We start from the raw sequence: 15,962 nt of genomic DNA, 5'->3' as shown, positions 1-15,962 counted from the left end.
CCCCGTCGATACGGCTCACCCGCACCCGTGTCCCCCGCAATGATCAGCGTCATGACTCACGGAAATGTCACACCTGACGTGCGACGCGGGCACCTGACGTGCGACGCGGGCACCTGGCGTCGCCGCACGGCCCGTCGCCGTGTGGGTCACACCCCGACGACGGTGACCTCGGTGGCCTTGACGCCCGTCCAGACGGCCGCACCTTCCTCGATGCCCAGTTCGGCCGCCGCCTGAGGCGTGATCTCCGCGACCAGGTCCGGTGCGTCCGAGGAGGTCACCAGCACACGCAGCCGGCTGCCGACGGCGGTGACCTCGCGCACGGTGCCCGCCCACACGTTACGGGGGCTGCCGCCGGGCCGTGCGCGGTGCACCGACACCGCCTCGGGGGCGATGATCGCGAGGACTTCGGCGCCGGCCGTCAGCGGGTCGGCGACCACGAGCCGCCCGCCTCCCGCCAGTTCGATGCCGCCGGCCCCCGCCGTACCGGGCCAGGCGTTGCGTCCGAGCATGCGCGCGACCCACGGTGACCGCGGATGGCGGGCGACCTCCGCCGGCGGTGCGTCCTGGACGGCGCGGCCGTCGTCCAGGACCAGCACACGGTCCGCCAACGACACCGCCTCGACCGGGTCATGAGTGACGATCAGGCACACGCCGCCGAACCCGCCGAGGTGTGCGCGCAGCGTCTGGCGCACCTGGGCCCGGGTGGTCTGGTCGAGGGCCGCCAGAGGTTCGTCGAGCAGCAGCAGCCGCGGCCTGGCGGCGAGCGCGCGGGCGAGTGCCACGCGCTGCGCCTGCCCGCCGGAGAGCTGCGCCGGCCTGCGCGAGGCCAAGTGGCCGACGCCCAGCCGGTGAAGCCACTCCTGCGCGCTGCGGCGGGCCTCCGCGCGCGGCACTCCGCTCGAGCGCAGCCCGTACGCGGTGTTGCCGAGAGCGCTCAAGTGCGGGAAGAGCGCGCCGTCCTGGGGGACCCAGGCGACGCCCCTGCGGTGGGGCGGCAGGGCGGACACATCGGCGTCGCCGAGCCGCAGGGTGGCGCGGGCGCGGGGGGTGAGTCCGAGGAGTGCGCGCAACAGGGTCGTCTTGCCCGCCCCGTTGGGGCCGACTACGGCGATGGTGGTGCCCGGTGCGGCGTCGAGGGTGAGCTCGTCGAAGCCGGTGACCTCGGCGTGCAGCGACCAGTTCCCGGACGGGCGCGGCTCAAGGTCCGTACGGGGCGGGGCGGATGGCCCCGGGTCCTCCGCGACGGGCGCGGCCCGGCGCGGCGCGGGCGCCCCGCCGGTCCAGCGGCCGCGCAGGGCGATGAGCACGGCCATGGCGATGGCGAGCAGCAGGAGCGACAGTGACGTGGCCGCCTCCGGTTCCTCCTGGAGCAGGAGGTACACCTGGAGGGGCAGGGTCTGCGTCGTACCGGGCAGGTTGCCGGCGAAGGTGATGGTCGCGCCGAACTCCCCCAGCGCGCGGGCCCAGGTGAGGGCCGCCCCGGCGACCAGTCCGGGAGCGACCATCGGCAGGGTGACGGTGAGGAAGACCCGTACCGGTGAGGCGCCGAGCGAGGCCGCGGTCTCCTCGTAGCCGGGACGGAGAGCGGTGAGGGCGCCCTCCAGGCTGATCACCAGGAACGGCATCGCGACGAACGTGGCGGCGACGACCGCGCCGGAGGTGTGGAACGGCAGCGTGACACCGAACGTGTCCTCGAGCCATGGCCCGAGCAGGCCCCGCCGCCCGAAGCCGAGGAGCAGTGCGACGCCTCCCACGGTGGGCGGCAGCACCATGGGCAGCAGGACGAGCGAGCGCACGAGCACCTTGCCCGGGAAGTCGGCCCGTGCCAGTACCCAGGCGAGCGGTACACCGAGCAGCAGGGAGAGCCCGAGTGCCCAGAAGGAGACGATCAGGGACAGCCTGAGTGCCTCGGTGACGCCGGGGCTCGTCAGGTGGGCGCCGATGTCCGTCCAGGCCGTCCGGCCGAGGATGCCGGCGAGGGGCAGCAGCAGGAAGACGACGGCGAGGAACGCGGGCGCGGCGAGCACGAGAGGGGTGCGGACACCCGCGGGCTCCGTGCGCGCCGTGCGCGCCGTGCGCGCCGTGGATGCGGTGGAAGCGTTGGATGCGGTGGAAGCGTTGGCCGGTGCGGACCGCGAAGCGGGCCGGCGCCGGGGCGGCGTGTCGCGTGGCAGTTTCATCGTGCATCCCTGGGCTGCGCTGGGGGGTGGGCCGCTACGGCTGCTGGAAGCCCGCGTCCTGGAGGATCCTCCGGGCCTCCGGACCGCTGAGCCACTTCACGAACGCCGCTGCCGCACCGGCGTTCTCCGATGTCCCGAGCGTCGCCGCGGGGTAGGCGGCGACCGCGTTCCGGTTGTCGGGGATGTCCACGGCGTCGACCCGGTCGGCGGCCGCGGTGACGTCCGTCCGGTAGACGATCCCGGCGTCCGCCTCGCCCAGTTCGACCTTGCTGAGCACGGCGCGGACGTTCGGTTCCTGCGAGACCGGCCGCACATCGACGTTTTGGGCGTCGAGGATCTGTCTGCTGTAGCGGCCGACGGGGACCTCGGGCGCGGCGAGCACGACCTCGAGTCCGTTGCGGGCGAGATCGTCGAGCGTGCGGATGTCATGCGGATTGCCCTTGCCCGTGGCGATGACCAGGCGGTTCCTGGCGATCACCACCGGGGCGCCGGTGTCGTCCCGCAGGCCGTTCATCGTCCGGGTGTCCGCGGTGACCAGGACGTCGGCGGGCGCGCCCTGCCGTACCTGCGCGGCGAGTTCCTGCGAGCCCGCGAACGAGAAGGTGACCTCGGTGCCCGGGTGCGTCTTCTCGTAGGCCGTGCCCGCGGTCCTGAAGACATCGGTGAGCGACGACGCGGCGAGTACGGTGATCCGCCGCCCCCCGCCCCCGTCCTGCGCGCCGCTGCCGCACGCGGCGAGCGGTGCGAGCAGCAGGGCCGCGAGGACCGCGACCACCACACGGCGGCGTCCTGTACGGGTGGGGGACACGGACGGGCCTCTCAGACTCGGTCGATGTGCACGCTGGTCGACTTCACACGGGCGGTGGCCTGCATGCCGACCTCCAGGCCCAGTTCCTCGACGGCTTCACGGGTCAGCAGGGAGACGAGCCGGTGCGGCCCCGCCTGGATCTCCACCTGCGCGGCCACGTCGCCGAGCTTGACGGCGGTGACGATGCCGGGGAACGCGTTGCGGGCCGAGGTGTAGGAGACGTCCTCCTCGCCGACGCCGCCCTGGGCGACCTCGACGGAGAACGCCGCCAGGTCCTTGCCGTCGATGAGCCGTCGCCCGCCGTCGTCACGATGTGTGGCGACCCGGCCGGCGTCGGCCCAGCGTCGCGCGGTGTCGGCGCTGACGCCGAGCAGCCGTGCGGCCTGACCGATGGTGTAGGACTGCATATGCGCCATGCTATGCCGTTCCTGGCCGCAGGTACAGCGCGTATTCCCCCTCTTGCATGGCAGATGCGGCCGCACTCGCCCTGCGGGAAACGGCGCGAGCCGCGCGGCGGAGCTACGCCACCGACCCGATCCGTCCCGCCGGGGCGTCCGCCCCGTCGTGGTGGATCGGCGTGTGCGCGCCGGCCAGGGAGACCCCGCTGCCGCCGCGTCGGTTCGCCACGATCTCCGCGCCGATGGACAGGGCCGTCTCCTCCGGCGTACGGGCGCCGAGGTCGAGCCCGATCGGTGATCGCAGCCTGGCGAGTTCGAGTTCACCGACGCCGACGTCACGCAGCCGCCTGTTGCGGTCCTCGTGGGTGCGGCGGGAGCCCATCGCGCCGACGTACGCCACCGGCAGCCTCAGTGCCAGCTCCAGCAGCGGAACGTCGAACTTGGCGTCGTGGGTCAGCACGCAGAGCACGGTGCGGCTGTCGACGTCGGTCGACGCCAGGTAGCGGTGCGGCCACTCGACGACGACCTCGTCCGCGTCCGGGAAGCGACCCGCGGTCGCGAAGACGGGCCGTGCGTCGCAGACGGTGACGTGGTAGCCGAGGAACTTGCCGACGCGTACGAGCGCGGCGGCGAAGTCGATCGCGCCGAAGACAATCATGCGCGGTGCGGGGACGCTGGACTCGACGAGGAGGGTCAGCGGGCGGCCGCAGCGTGAGCCGTCCTCGCCGATGACCACGGTGCCGGTGCGCCCGGCGTCCAGCATCGCGACGGCTTCGGAGGCAGCCGTACGGTCCAGCTCCCGGTGGCCGCCGAGCGTCCCGTCGTACGTGCCGTCGGGGCGTACGAGCAGGGCGCGGCCCGCGAGCTGTGCCGGTCCGTCCGTGATCCGCGCGACCGCCGCCGCCTCCCCACGGGCGGCGGTGGCCAGCGCGGCCGCGAAGACGTCCCTGGCGGGGGCGTCCGCGTGGACCGGGGTGACGAGGATGTCGATGACGCCGCCGCAGGTAAGCCCCACGGCGAAGGCGTCCTCGTCGCTGTAGCCGAAGCGCTCCAGGACACAGGCGCGGTCCTCGAGAGCCTGACGGCACAGTTCGTACACGGCGCCTTCCACGCACCCTCCGGAGACCGACCCGATCGCCGTGCCCTCGCTGTCCACGGCGAGGGCGGCGCCCGGCTGCCTGGGCGCGCTGCCGCCGACGGCCACGACGGTGGCGACGGCGAAGCTGCGGCCCTGCTCGACCCACCGGTTCAGCTCCTCGGCGATGTCCAGCATGTCGGTCTCCTTCGGGTGTCGTGAGTGGCGGGCTACTTGACTCCGAGCCAGCCCTCGATCGGGTGCAGCGCGAAGTAGGCGAGGAAGACGGCGGCCAGCACCCACATCAGCCAGCCCACCTCGCGTGCCCTGCCCTGGACGGCCTTGATCAGCACATGGGCGATGACTCCGGCCGCGATGCCCGCGGTGATGGAGTAGGTGAACGGCATGAGCACCGTGGTCAGGAAGACCGGGATGGCCGTCGCCGAGTCGTTCCAGTCGATGTGCTTGGCGTTGGTCAGCATCATCGAACCGATGACGACCAGCGCGGCGGCCGCGACCTGCGTCGGGATCACCTGGGCGAGGGGCGTGAAGAACAGGCACAGCGTGAACGCGAGGCCGGTGACGACACTCGCGAGACCGGTGCGGGCACCGTCGCCGACACCCGCGGTCGACTCGACGAACACGGTCTGGCCCGACGCGCCGGCCACACCGCCCATCACACCGCCCGCGCCGTCGATCGCGAGGGCACGGTTGAGGCCCGGCATCTTGCCCTTGTCGTCGGCGAGGTTCGCCTGCTGGCCGATGCCGATGATGGTGCCCATCGCGTCGAAGAAGCCCGCGAGCACCAGCGTGAAGACGATGACTCCGACGGTGATGCCGCCGACACCGCCGATCCCGTCGAAGGAGACGGCACCGAACAGTCCGAAGTCGGGGCTGGAGACGATGGAGCCGGTGATCTCTGGCGCGTTGAGGCCGCCCCAGTCGGCCTTGTCCAGACCGGCGAACTGGTGGACGACGGCGGCGAAGAGCGTGCCGCCGATGATGCCGATGAGGATCGCGCCGGGGACCTTGCGGACCTGGAGCAGGAAGATCAGCAGAACGGTGACGGCGAAGCAGAGCACCGGCCAGCCGGTCAGCATGTCGCTGGTGCCGAGCTGGATCGGCTTCGCGCCGGCGATGCCGCCGTCGCCGGGCATGGAGGTCACGAACCCGGCCTGGACCAGGCCGATGAGACAGACGAACAGGCCGATTCCCATGGTGATGGCGTGCTTGAGCGCCAACGGGATCGCGTTCATGATCAGTTCACGGAGACCGGTGACGACGAGCAGGACGATCACGGCGCCGTAGATGACGCACATGCCCATCGCGTTTTCCCAGGTCATCTCGGGCGCGACCTGGAAGGCCATGACGGCGGAGACGCTGAGTCCCGCGGCCAGGGCGAGCGGCACATTGCCGAGGAGGCCCATCACGATGGTGGTCGCCGCGGCGGCGAACGCGGTCGCGGTGGTCAGTTGATCACCGTCGAGCCTGTTCCCTGCCGCGTCGGGCACCGAAAGGATCACCGGGTTGAGCAGGAGGATGTACGCCATCGCCATGAAGGTGGTGATGCCGCCACGCACCTCCTGACCGATGGTCGAGCCTCTCTTGGTTATGTGGAAATACCGGTCGAGCCAGGATCGGCCGGCGGGCGGGCGAGATCCCTCGCCTGCGTCCTGCGCCGTCGTCCTCGGCTCGGTGGACTGCTGGGTCATGGTGCCTACTTCCCAAGGTTCACAGGGACACCCGCCGGGGGATTTGGTGACGGCGGGATTTGGGATGCTGCTTGGCTGCACGACCCGGGGGACGGCCCGAGACTTGCGCGGGTGGAGCTCGGTACGGCGGTGGTGCCGCTGTACCGCGGTGCGGCTGGGTACTGCGGTGGGGCTGGGCACTGCGGTGGAGCTGGGCACTGCGGTGGAGCTGGGCACTGCGGTGGAGCCGGGTACTGCGGTGGTGGTGCGTTCTCCGGGCGGCGCGGACCGGCGGGGAACCGGAGGTTCCTTGGAGGCATGGCGTGCACCGCCCGGAGGGTGTGGGGGGATCGGATCAGGTGCCGGTGAGGTGCTCGGGGCGCACCGGCGTCCTGTTGAGCTCCAGACCCGTCGCGTTCCGGATCGCCGCGAGGACGGCCGGGGTGGACGACAGGGTCGGGGCCTCGCCGATGCCGCGCAGCCCGTAGGGCGCGTGGTCGTCGGCGAGTTCGAGCACGTCGACCGGGATGGTCGGCGTGTCGAGGATGGTGGGGATCAGGTAGTCCGTGAAGGACGGGTTCCTGACCTTGGCGGTCTTCGGGTCGACGATGATCTCCTCCATGACCGCGACGCCCAGGCCCTGGGTGGTGCCACCCTGGATCTGGCCGATGACGGACAGCGGGTTGAGCGCCTTGCCGACGTCCTGGGCGCAGGACAGCTCGATCACCTTCACGAGTCCGAGCTCGGTGTCCACCTCGACGACCGCGCGGTGCGCGGCGAACGAGTACTGGACGTGGCCGTTGCCCTGTCCCGTACGGAGGTCGAACGCCTCCGTCGGGCGGTGCCGCCACTCGGCCTCGATCTCGACGGCCTCGCCCTCCAGCACGTCCACCAGATCGGCCAGCACCTCGCCGCCGTCGGTGACGACCTTGCCGCCCTCGAGCAGCAGCTCGGCGGTGGCCCACGCCGGGTGGTACGAACCGAACCTGCGGCGGCCGATCTCGAGGACCTTCTCGCGGACCAGCTCGCAGGAGTTCTTCACGGCTCCGCCGGTGACGTACGTCTGACGGGACGCGGACGTGGAGCCGGCCGAGCCGACCTGTGTGTCGGCGGGGCTGATGGTGACCTGGGTGACGCCGAGTTCGGTGCGGGCGATCTGCGCGTGGACGGTGACGCCGCCCTGGCCGACCTCCGCCATCGCGGTGTGCACGGTGGCGACCGGCTCTCCGGCGATGACCTCCATGCGCACCTTGGCGGTGGAGTAGTCGTCGAAGCCCTCGGAGAAGCCGACGTTCTTGATGCCGACCGCGTAGCCCACTCCCCGGACGACGCCCTCGCCGTGCGTGGTGTTGGACAGGCCGCCGGGCAGCGCGCGGACGTCCGCGCCCTCGGTGGTCTCCCACTGGCGCTCGGGCGGCAGCGGTCGGGCCTTGACCCGGCGCAGCAGTTCGGCGACCGGGGCCGGCGAGTCGACGGGCTGGCCGGTGGGCAGCAGCGTGCCCTGCTCCATGGCGTTGAGCTGCCGGAGCTCGACCGGGTCCATGTCGAGGGCCTTGGCCAGCTTGTCCATCTGCGCCTCGTAGGCGAAGCACGCCTGGACCGCGCCGAAGCCGCGCATGGCGCCGCAGGGCGGGTTGTTGGTGTAGAGGGCGATGGCCTCGATGTCGACGTCGTCGATGACGTACGGGCCGACGGAGAGGGAGGAGGCGTTGCCGACGACGGCCGGGGAGGCGGAGGCGTAGGCGCCGCCGTCCAGCACGATCCGGCACTTCATGTGCGTGATCCTGCCGTCGCGGGTGGCGCCGTGCTCGTACCAGAGCTTCGCCGGGTGGCGGTGGACGTGCCCGAAGAAGGACTCGAACCGGTTGTAGACGATCTTCACGGGCTTGCCGGTGCGCAGCGCCAGCAGGCAGGCGTGGATCTGCATCGACAGGTCCTCGCGGCCGCCGAACGCGCCGCCGACGCCGGAGAGCGTCATCCGTACCTTGTCCTCGGGCAGGCCGAGGACGGGCGCGATCTGCCGCAGGTCCGAGTGGAGCCACTGGGTGGCGACGTACAGGTCGACGCCGCCGTCCTCGGCGGGCACGGCGAGGCCGGACTCGGGGCCGAGGAAGGCCTGGTCCTGCATGCCGAAGGTGTACTCGCCTGAGACGATCACGTCGGCGCGCTTCGCGGCCTCGTCGGCGTCGCCGCGGACGATGGGCTGGCGGTGCACGATGTTCGGGTGCGGGACGTGCCCGGCGTGGTGGTCGTCGCGGCCGGGGTGCAGCAGCGGCGCGTCGGGGGCGGTCGCGGAGGCCTCGTCGGTGACGACGGGCAGTTCCCGGTACTCCACCTTGATCTTGGCGGCGGCGCGGCGCGCGGTCTCCGGGTGGTCGGCGGCGACCAGGGCCACGGGCTCGCCGTGGTGGCGTACGACACCGTTGGCGAGGACCGGGGTGTCCTGGATCTCCAGGCCGTAGTTCTTGACCTCGGTCGGCAGGTCGTCGTACGTGAGGACGGCGTACACGCCGGCCTGGGCGAGGGCCTCTGAGGTGTCGATGGAGACGATCTCGGCGTGCGCGACGGTGGAGCGCAGGATCTGGCCCCAGAGCATGTCCTCGTGCCACATGTCGGACGAGTACGCGAACTCGCCGGTGACCTTGAGGATGCCGTCGGGGCGGAGCGTGGACTCGCCGATGCCGCCCCTGGTCTTCTGGGTGAGGTTCGTGGGTGTGCCGGTGGTCGCCATGGTCAGACCGCCTCTTCCTTGCGCTCCTGACGAGCGGCCGCGAGGCGGACGGCGTCGAGGATCTTCTCGTAACCGGTGCAGCGGCAGAGGTTGCCGGACAGGGCCTCGCGGATGTCCTCGTCGGAGGGGGACGGGGTGCGCTCGAGCATCTCGTCGGCGGCGACCAGCAGGCCGGGGGTACAGAAACCGCACTGCACGGCGCCCGCGTCGATGAACGCCTGCTGGATCGGGGAGAGCTCGGCGCCCTCGCCGGTCTGCGAGTCGGTGCCCCGGGCGCTCCAGCCCTGCGCGTCCTGGAGGCTGGTGCCGCAGGCGCCGGTCCCGCAGGACCCGTGCTCGCGCTGCTTGGCGTAGTCGGCCAGTCCCTCCACGGTGACGACCTCGCGGCCCTCGACCTGGCCGGCGGCGACCAGACAGGAGCAGACCGGCACGCCGTCGAGTCTGACCGTGCAGGAACCGCATTCGCCCTGCTCACAGGCGTTCTTGGAACCGGGCAGGCCCATGCGCTCGCGCAGGACGTACAGCAGGCTCTCGCCCTCCCAGACGTCGTCCGCTTCCTGCCGGCGCCCGTTGACGGTGAAATTGACGCGCATCGTTATGCAGCTCCTTCAAGCGTGCGGGCGGTGCCGCGGTACTGCTCCCAGGTCCAGCCGAGCGTGCGGCGGGCCATGATGCCGACCGCGTGGCGGCGGTACTTCGCCGTGCCGCGCACGTCGTCGATCGGGTTGCAGGCCCCGGAGGCGAGCTCCGCGAACTGCTTGGCGACCGACGGGGTGATGATGTTCCCGCTCTCCCAGAATCCGCCTTCTTCGAGCGCGGCGTTCAGGAAGTCCTCAGCGGCCTTCGCCCGCACCGGGGTGGGGGCGGCGGACCCGATGCCCGTACGCACGGTGCGGGTCTCGGGGTGCAGGGCGAGACCGAAGGCGCACACGGCGATCACCATGGCGTTGCGGGTACCCACCTTGGAGTACTGCTGCGGGCCGTCGGCCTTCTTGATGTGCACGGCCCGAATGAGCTCGTCCGCGGCGAGCGCGTTGCGCTTGACGCCCGTGTAGAACTCGTCGATGGGGATCATGCGCGATCCGCGTACCGACTCCACCTCGACCTCGGCGCCCGCGGCGAGCAGCGCCGGGTGGGCGTCCCCGGCGGGGGAGGCCGTACCGAGGTTGCCGCCGACGCCGCCGCGGTTGCGGATCTGCGGGGAGGCGACGGTGTGGGAGGCGAGCGCGAGACCGGGCAGCTCCGCGCGCAGGTTCTCCATGATCGCGGTGTACGGGACGGAGGCACCCAGCCGGACACTCTCACCGCCGACCTCCCACTCGGTGAGTTCACCGACGCGGTTCAGGTCCAGGAGGTACTCCGGCCGGCGGTGGTCGAAGTTGATCTCGACCATCACGTCGGTGCCGCCCGCGATGGGGACAGCTGTGGGGTGCTCGGCCTTGGCGGCGAGCGCCTCCTCCCAGCTGGCGGGGCGAAGGAAGTCCATGAGTGGCTCTCTTCTTCTCAATCGGGGTCGTTCGTCGCAACGGGCCCGGGACGGCCGGCCCTCGACTCGTTCATGTGCCGTTCACTCGATGTGGTCCAGTACACAAGCCTCGATCGGCCCGGTGCAGTCACCGAAACACCGAAGGAGTTCGCTGGTCGCCTCCCTCGTCTTGTAGATTCGAACGAAAGGCGGAGATCAGCAACCTCACCGTTTCCCCCCGGAAACCCTGGCCACGGCTCTCTGCCACGTACCGGCAACAACGAGACAGATCGGCGGCGACGACATGCGGCTGCGCGCATTGCTGGACAACGACGCGCTGGGGCTGCGGCTGCTCGGCGGCGAGGGCGAGCTCGACCGCGGGGTGCGCGGCGTGATGACCACGGACCTCCGCGACCCCAGCCGGTACCTGTCCGGCGGCGAGTTGGTCCTCACCGGGCTCGCCTGGCGGCACTCCGCAAAGGACTCGGAACCGTTCGTGCGCATCCTGGCCGGCGCCCAGGTCGCCGGGCTCGCCGCGGGCGAGGCGGAGCTCGGGGCCGTACCCGACGATCTGGTCGAGGCCTGTTCGCGCCACCGGCTGCCGCTGTTCGCGGTGAACGAGTCCGTTGCGTTCGCGACGATCACCGAGTACGTCGTACGGCAGGTGTCCGGGGAGCGGGCGGGTGACCTCGCGGCTGTCGTCGACAGACACAGGCGGCTGATGACGTCCGGACCCGCGGGCGGCGGTCCGGACGCGGTCCTGGACCTGCTCGGCTCCGACCTCGACCTCCGGGCATGGGTCCTGTCCCCCACCGGGCGGCAGATCGCGAGCGCCGGCGACGGGCTCCCGGCCGAGGTGGGCGCCGCGCTCGCCGGTGAGCACCTGGCCGCCGTGCGGCACGGCCGGCGGGCGCCGCACCGGGCCGTCGCACGCGGCGTGACGTACTCGCTCTTCCCGATCCGCAACACCGGCCGGGGGGCCGCCTCCGCCGCCAGGGACGTACGGGAGGGTGTCCTGTCCGACTGGCTGCTCGCCGTGGAGGCGGACGCGGCGGACTGGCCGGCCGCACGGCTCGACCTGCTGCAGGGAGTCACCCAGCTGATCGCCGTGGAACGGGACCGGCGCGAGGCGGCCCGCACGGTACGGCGACGGCTCGCCCAGGAGGTTTTGGAACTCGTCCAGACCGGTGCCGCACCCGCGGAGATCGCCGCCCGGCTGCGGGTCGCCGCGCCCGTTCTGCTGCCGGGGCTCGGCAGCGCGCCGCACTGGCAGGTCGTCGTCGCCCGCGTCGACTGGGGAGACGACACGGCGGTGGAGACCGGCCCGGTCGCCCAGTCACTCCTCGAGGAGATCCTCGTCGACCCGTCGGCCGCGGCGGCCGGACCGGACTCCGCGGACCGGATCGCCGTCGCCCACAGCGGTGACGAGGCGATCGCACTGGTGCCCCTGCCCGCGGTGGGCCTCGGCGGCGGTCCGGCCGACGACCAGCCTCCTTCGGAAGCCGGTCTGCACGCCGACGCGCTCCTCGAGTCCGTCCGCACCCCGCTGTCCGCGGGCCTGGCCGACGACGGCCGCCTCACGCTCGGTGTCAGCGCCGCCGTGCACTCGGCGGAGGGCCTGCGGGGGGCGCTGGAGGAGGCCCGCCACGCCCGCCGGGTGGCCGCGGCGCGTCCCGGCCGGGTGTGCGCGGCCGGTCACCACGAACTGGCGTCGCACGTACTGCTGTTGCCGTTCGTCCCGGACGACGTCCGCCGCGCCTTCACCGCGCGTCTGCTGGATCCCCTGCGGGACTACGACCGCCGCCACCGCGCCGAGCTCATCCCCACCCTGGAGGCGTTCCTCGACTGCGACGGGTCGTGGACCCGCTGCGCGAGCCGTCTGCACCTGCACGTGAACACGCTGCGCTACCGGGTGGGCCGCATCGAGCAGTTGACGGGCCGGGACCTGTCCCGCCTGGAGGACAAACTGGACTTCTTCCTGGCGCTGCGGATGAGCTGACGCCGGCGTCGCCGTGACGCACCGGCCGACGGGTCGGCCGGTGCATCCAAGCGGAGCTCTCGGGCAACGGGAACGCGGGCGTACGGGCAGGCGGGGCAACCTCCTCGCGGGGCGGGCGAATTCACGGAATCGGTGGCCTCAGGGCCGCCGGGAACGGCCCCGTGCGCGGCTTCCGCGGGCCCCCGGCGACACTCCGGGAGCTGTTCGACCCCCAGCGGTCCACCCGCGTCCGGGCAGGCGCGCAGCCACCCCTGCAAGCTTACGGCGAACCGCCTCTGACCTGGCACTTCTCAGCGATCCACCTAGGCTGGGGGCACTGCGCGACAGTATCGGAGGGGAACTTCGTGAGTGACAGGACTGCCGGATACGACGCCACCCGCATCGAGGTGCTGCAGGGGTGGGAGGCCATCAGGAAGCGGCCCGGGATGTACGTGGGTTCGACCGGCCAACGCGGCCTGCACCAGGCGGTGTTCGAAGTGAGCGACCGGGCTGTGGACGAGGTCCTGGCCGGCCGCGCCGGCTCCGTCGGCGTCACGCTCACGTCCGACGGTGGGGTGCGTGTCACCGACGACGGTCCGGGCGTGACGATCGAGGCCGCCGGGGATCCCCGGCACGCCGGCCGTCCCGGTCTCGAAACCCTGCTGACCCGCGTGAACACGGGGACAGAGCCCCACAGTGCCCTCGCCACGACCCTGGCCCGCTACCCCGCCGGGCCCGCCGTGACCAACGCCCTGTCGAGCCGCCTGACGGCAGAGGTGCAGCGTGACGGAGTGCGCTGGGTCCAGGAGTACAGCGGGGGCGTCGCGGCCGCACCGCCGGTCGCCACGGGGCCCGCGAACGGGAGCGGGACCAGCATCACCTTCCATCCCGACGCCGGCATCTTCTCGACGACGGAGGTCTCGTGCGCCGTACTGGCGCAGCGCTTCAGGGAACTCGCCTTCCTCAACCGGGGCCTGGACATCACGCTCACCGACGAGCGGTCACCGGGCGAGCCGCGGACGGAACACTTCCGGTTCGAGGGCGGGGTGACGGACTTCGTCACCCTCCTCGACACGGAAGCGGTGACACCCGCGCTCCGGGACGTCATCGCCTTCGAGCGGACGGACCCGCGCGCGGCCGTGACGATGGAGGTGGCACTTCGGTGGTGCGGCTCCCACGAGGAGCGGGTCCTGACCTTCGTCAACAGTCGGCCCACCCCCGAGGGCGGCGAGCATGCGGACGGATTCCGTGCGGGGACGGCGGCCGCGGTCAACGCGTACGCGCGGGAGCGCCGGCTGCTGACGGCGGCGGACCCTGATCTCAGCACCGACCACATCGGCGAAGGTCTGACAGCGGTCGTGTCCGTGAAGCTGGAGTGTCCCGACTTCCAAGGCGCCACGCGCGGCAGGCTGGACGGGCCCGCGATAAGCGACTGCGTGGCGGCGGCGGTCGAGGAACATCTCAGCGCATGGCTCGAGGAACAGCCGGGGCGAGCCGGGGCAGTGGTCGGCCGGATCGTCCAGGCCGCCCGGCGGGACTGAGCAACGGTCCCGCCACCCGGATCACCACAGGGCCGGGCCCGCCCTTGCTCACAGGAGCGACCGCGTCGAGTTCATCAGGTGACGGCGCCGGGCGGTCGTCGTGTCACACGGACAGCGCCTTGCGCCTGTCACCCGTAGGGGTCATGTGGAGATCCATCCGGTTGACGTCTGTGCGACGCCCGGAGCATCGGCCCAGGTGACGGCCCCGGAGGTACCGATGCCGCTCAACGACAAGGGTCCTCCCGCCGTCAACACACCCGGCGAAGGCGCGTACGAGAACCCGGACGGCCGCCACAAGATTGTGAATTGATTCACCTGAACCCTTGGCCGCGCGTGCCGATCCGTGCTGAGATGCCGTCTGACTCGAAGGCTTGACTCGACAGCTCAATGGCGTGCTAGGGGAGGGCAAGTGGCGCATACCGCCATGTCTGGTTCCGGAACCACAGCAGGTGACGATCCACTCCAGACCGCGGTATGGCGGCTGCGCTCGCGCGGCTGTTGGACCGATGCGGCGGCTCTGCTCACACCGCGTGCCGCGGAACCCGCGGCCGCGCTCGAACGGGCCGGACTGCTCGTCGAGCGCTGCCTGTTCACCTGCGAGGGCTGGGCGGACGCGGAGGACGCGCTGCGCACGGCGGAAGCCGTCGCGCGCGACGACGAGGAGCGCGGCGGCGCGGCGAGCGAGCGTGGGCGGCTCGCCTACGCGGCGACCCGCCTCGGCGTACGGGACCGGGCGGACGAGGCCCGTGCCGCGCTCGGCAGGGCGACGGCACTGCTCGCCCCCTCCTCGCCGAGGCGCCCGCTGCTGGACTTCCGGCGCGGACTGGTCTCCGAGCACATCGCGGACTCGCCGCAGTCCGCGCTCGCCGCCTATCAGCGGGCGCACGCGGGCGCGAAGGCGCAGAACGACCCGCTGCTGCTGTCGTTCACCTGGCAGCAGCAGGCCGGACTCGCCCTGCGGGAGGGCGAGTTGGCGACCGCCAGAGCCGGCTTCTCCGAGTGTCTGCGGATCCGGGAGGAGCTCGGCTATCTGATCGGCACCGCTCAGGCGCTGGCCGGGCTCGCGGACTGCGAGCCCGAACCGGAGGCGGGCCGGCTCCGCTCGGAGGCACGCCGGCTGTTCCGGCTGCTGGGCGGCGTACCGGTGTGGCTGGGCGCGCAGTTGTCCCCCGTGGTGCCGCCGCAGCCGTCCGCGGCCGAGCCCGAGCCCGCCGGCCAGTGAGGACCCGCCGCAGGGAGGGGGACGTCCCCGAGCCACGGACGCGGTGGGACGAGATCACGACCGGCCTGTGGGTGGGCGGCCATGTCTGGTCGGACGGGGCCGCCCGGCACCGGGACGTGGTCGTGGCGGACGAGTTCGACGTCGTCATCAGCCTCTACACACGCGAGGGCCACGGCCCGTCGGACGGTGTCGAGCACCATGTCGTCCCCATCCCGGACGACTGGCTGACCGCCGACGAGATCGACCGTGTACGGCGCGTGGCGCTGACGGCCGCCGACGCCGTACGGGCCCGGCGCCGGGTCCTCGTGCGCTGCTACTCCGGCTACAACCGCTCGGGGCTGGTGGCCGCCCAGACGCTGATCGAACTGGGCCACGACGCGGAGGGAGCCATCGACCGGGTCAGACTGCGGCGTTCGCCCTGGGCACTGCACAACCAGGCCTTCGAGCAGTACCTGCTGACCGGTCTCGACATCGCCTCGCTCCTGTCGGGACTGGAGCCGCCACCGCCGGTCTGATCAGGCGAGCCAGGCGAAGACCCGCTCCGGGTTCATGGCGAGCAGCACCAGGACGATCACCACGCCCACCCAGAGGAATCCACGGACCCTGCTGCGCCGCTTGGGGGCCTGCCGGTCGGGCCATGCGCGCCAGCCGTCGGGCCGCGCCTGCACCGGCCTGCCCCTGCGGGTGAGACGCCGCACCCTGCCCTGCTGCCTGGCGGCCTCCTCGTCGGCGAGCCGCAGCCGCTCGGTGACCATCCGGGCCCTCGCGGACGGCTCCTTGGGCGCGGCGAGCCGCGCCGGCCCCTCGCTCTCCGACTGGAATCTCGCCCACTCCTCGTCGGGTATGGACGACTCCGGCAACTCCGCGGTCATG

13 protein-coding genes are annotated in these 15,962 nt (G+C 72.1%); 4 read left to right on the top strand and 9 right to left on the bottom strand.

The window, feature by feature from the left end; translation table 11 throughout:
• Positions 1–146: 146 nt before the first annotated feature.
• The 8 genes from ACFYV1_RS02425 to ACFYV1_RS02390 all read right to left on the bottom strand — a co-directional run bounded on the left by ACFYV1_RS02425 (position 147) and on the right by ACFYV1_RS02390 (position 10,369).
• Positions 147–2,180 (bottom strand): ABC transporter permease, encoded by a 2,034-nt coding sequence (locus ACFYV1_RS02425; protein WP_389393471.1) that lies wholly within the window; start codon positions 2,178–2,180, stop codon positions 147–149.
• Between the two features lie 34 nt (positions 2,181–2,214).
• Positions 2,215–2,988, bottom strand: coding sequence for a molybdate ABC transporter substrate-binding protein (modA, locus tag ACFYV1_RS02420; protein WP_389393470.1), 774 nt, complete (start codon positions 2,986–2,988; stop codon positions 2,215–2,217).
• An 11-nt stretch (positions 2,989–2,999) separates the two neighbouring features.
• Positions 3,000–3,395, bottom strand: coding sequence for a molybdopterin-binding protein (locus tag ACFYV1_RS02415; protein WP_389393469.1), 396 nt, complete (start codon positions 3,393–3,395; stop codon positions 3,000–3,002).
• 112 nt (positions 3,396–3,507) lie between these two features.
• A complete protein-coding gene (locus ACFYV1_RS02410) occupies positions 3,508–4,659 on the bottom strand; it encodes an XdhC family protein (protein WP_389393468.1) in 1,152 nt (383 codons plus the stop codon).
• A gap of 32 nt (positions 4,660–4,691) precedes the next feature.
• Complete coding sequence (locus ACFYV1_RS02405) at positions 4,692–6,173, bottom strand: NCS2 family permease (RefSeq protein ID WP_389393467.1); 1,482 nt, start codon at positions 6,171–6,173, stop codon at positions 4,692–4,694.
• Positions 6,174–6,507: 334 nt separating this feature from the next.
• Positions 6,508–8,883 carry a xanthine dehydrogenase family protein molybdopterin-binding subunit gene (locus ACFYV1_RS02400; protein WP_389393466.1) on the bottom strand — a complete coding sequence of 792 codons (2,376 nt, stop codon included), beginning with the start codon at positions 8,881–8,883 and terminating at the stop codon, positions 6,508–6,510.
• 2 nt (positions 8,884–8,885) lie between these two features.
• Complete coding sequence (locus ACFYV1_RS02395) at positions 8,886–9,476, bottom strand: (2Fe-2S)-binding protein (RefSeq protein ID WP_389393465.1); 591 nt, start codon at positions 9,474–9,476, stop codon at positions 8,886–8,888.
• Between the two features lie 2 nt (positions 9,477–9,478).
• The gene (locus tag ACFYV1_RS02390; protein ID WP_389393464.1) at positions 9,479–10,369 is read right to left on the bottom strand and encodes an FAD binding domain-containing protein; all 891 of its coding nucleotides are present in this window, start codon (positions 10,367–10,369) and stop codon (positions 9,479–9,481) included.
• Between the two features lie 283 nt (positions 10,370–10,652).
• Here ACFYV1_RS02390 and ACFYV1_RS02385 point away from each other — a divergent pair, with 283 nt between their 5' ends.
• From ACFYV1_RS02385 to ACFYV1_RS02370, 4 genes are all read left to right on the top strand, one after another.
• Positions 10,653–12,347, top strand: coding sequence for a PucR family transcriptional regulator (locus ACFYV1_RS02385; protein WP_389393463.1), 1,695 nt, complete (start codon positions 10,653–10,655; stop codon positions 12,345–12,347).
• Positions 12,348–12,691: 344 nt separating this feature from the next.
• Positions 12,692–13,867: a DNA gyrase subunit B gene (locus ACFYV1_RS02380; RefSeq protein WP_389393462.1), complete on the top strand. Its 1,176-nt coding sequence runs from the start codon at positions 12,692–12,694 to the stop codon at positions 13,865–13,867.
• 424 nt (positions 13,868–14,291) lie between these two features.
• Complete coding sequence (locus ACFYV1_RS02375) at positions 14,292–15,089, top strand: hypothetical protein (protein WP_389393461.1); 798 nt, start codon at positions 14,292–14,294, stop codon at positions 15,087–15,089.
• Positions 15,086–15,604, top strand: coding sequence for a protein phosphatase (locus tag ACFYV1_RS02370; RefSeq protein WP_389393460.1), 519 nt, complete (start codon positions 15,086–15,088; stop codon positions 15,602–15,604). The genes ACFYV1_RS02375 and ACFYV1_RS02370 overlap by 4 nt, the downstream gene beginning before the upstream one ends.
• On the opposite strand, the gene ACFYV1_RS02365 is transcribed toward ACFYV1_RS02370, so the two are convergent.
• A complete protein-coding gene (locus ACFYV1_RS02365) occupies positions 15,605–15,961 on the bottom strand; it encodes a hypothetical protein (RefSeq protein WP_389393459.1) in 357 nt (118 codons plus the stop codon).
• Position 15,962: the final 1 nt, after the last annotated feature.

This window comes from Streptomyces sp. NPDC003023 (assembly GCF_042888225.1).
Lineage (GTDB): Bacteria > Actinomycetota > Actinomycetes > Streptomycetales > Streptomycetaceae > Streptomyces.
This window is presented reverse-complemented; position numbering and strand designations above follow the sequence as displayed.

Coding starts and splice junctions, on each gene's coding strand:
- ACFYV1_RS02425 (WP_389393471.1), bottom strand. CDS start 2,180: ATGAAACTGCCACGCGACACGCCGCCCCGGCGCCGGCCCGCTTCGCGG.
- ACFYV1_RS02415 (WP_389393469.1), bottom strand. CDS start 3,395: ATGCAGTCCTACACCATCGGTCAGGCCGCACGGCTGCTCGGCGTCAGC.
- ACFYV1_RS02410 (WP_389393468.1), bottom strand. CDS start 4,659: ATGCTGGACATCGCCGAGGAGCTGAACCGGTGGGTCGAGCAGGGCCGC.
- ACFYV1_RS02405 (WP_389393467.1), bottom strand. CDS start 6,173: ATGACCCAGCAGTCCACCGAGCCGAGGACGACGGCGCAGGACGCAGGC.
- ACFYV1_RS02400 (WP_389393466.1), bottom strand. CDS start 8,883: ATGGCGACCACCGGCACACCCACGAACCTCACCCAGAAGACCAGGGGC.
- ACFYV1_RS02395 (WP_389393465.1), bottom strand. CDS start 9,476: ATGCGCGTCAATTTCACCGTCAACGGGCGCCGGCAGGAAGCGGACGAC.
- ACFYV1_RS02390 (WP_389393464.1), bottom strand. CDS start 10,369: ATGGACTTCCTTCGCCCCGCCAGCTGGGAGGAGGCGCTCGCCGCCAAG.
- ACFYV1_RS02385 (WP_389393463.1), top strand. CDS start 10,653: ATGCGGCTGCGCGCATTGCTGGACAACGACGCGCTGGGGCTGCGGCTG.
- ACFYV1_RS02375 (WP_389393461.1), top strand. CDS start 14,292: ATGTCTGGTTCCGGAACCACAGCAGGTGACGATCCACTCCAGACCGCG.
- ACFYV1_RS02365 (WP_389393459.1), bottom strand. CDS start 15,961: ATGACCGCGGAGTTGCCGGAGTCGTCCATACCCGACGAGGAGTGGGCG.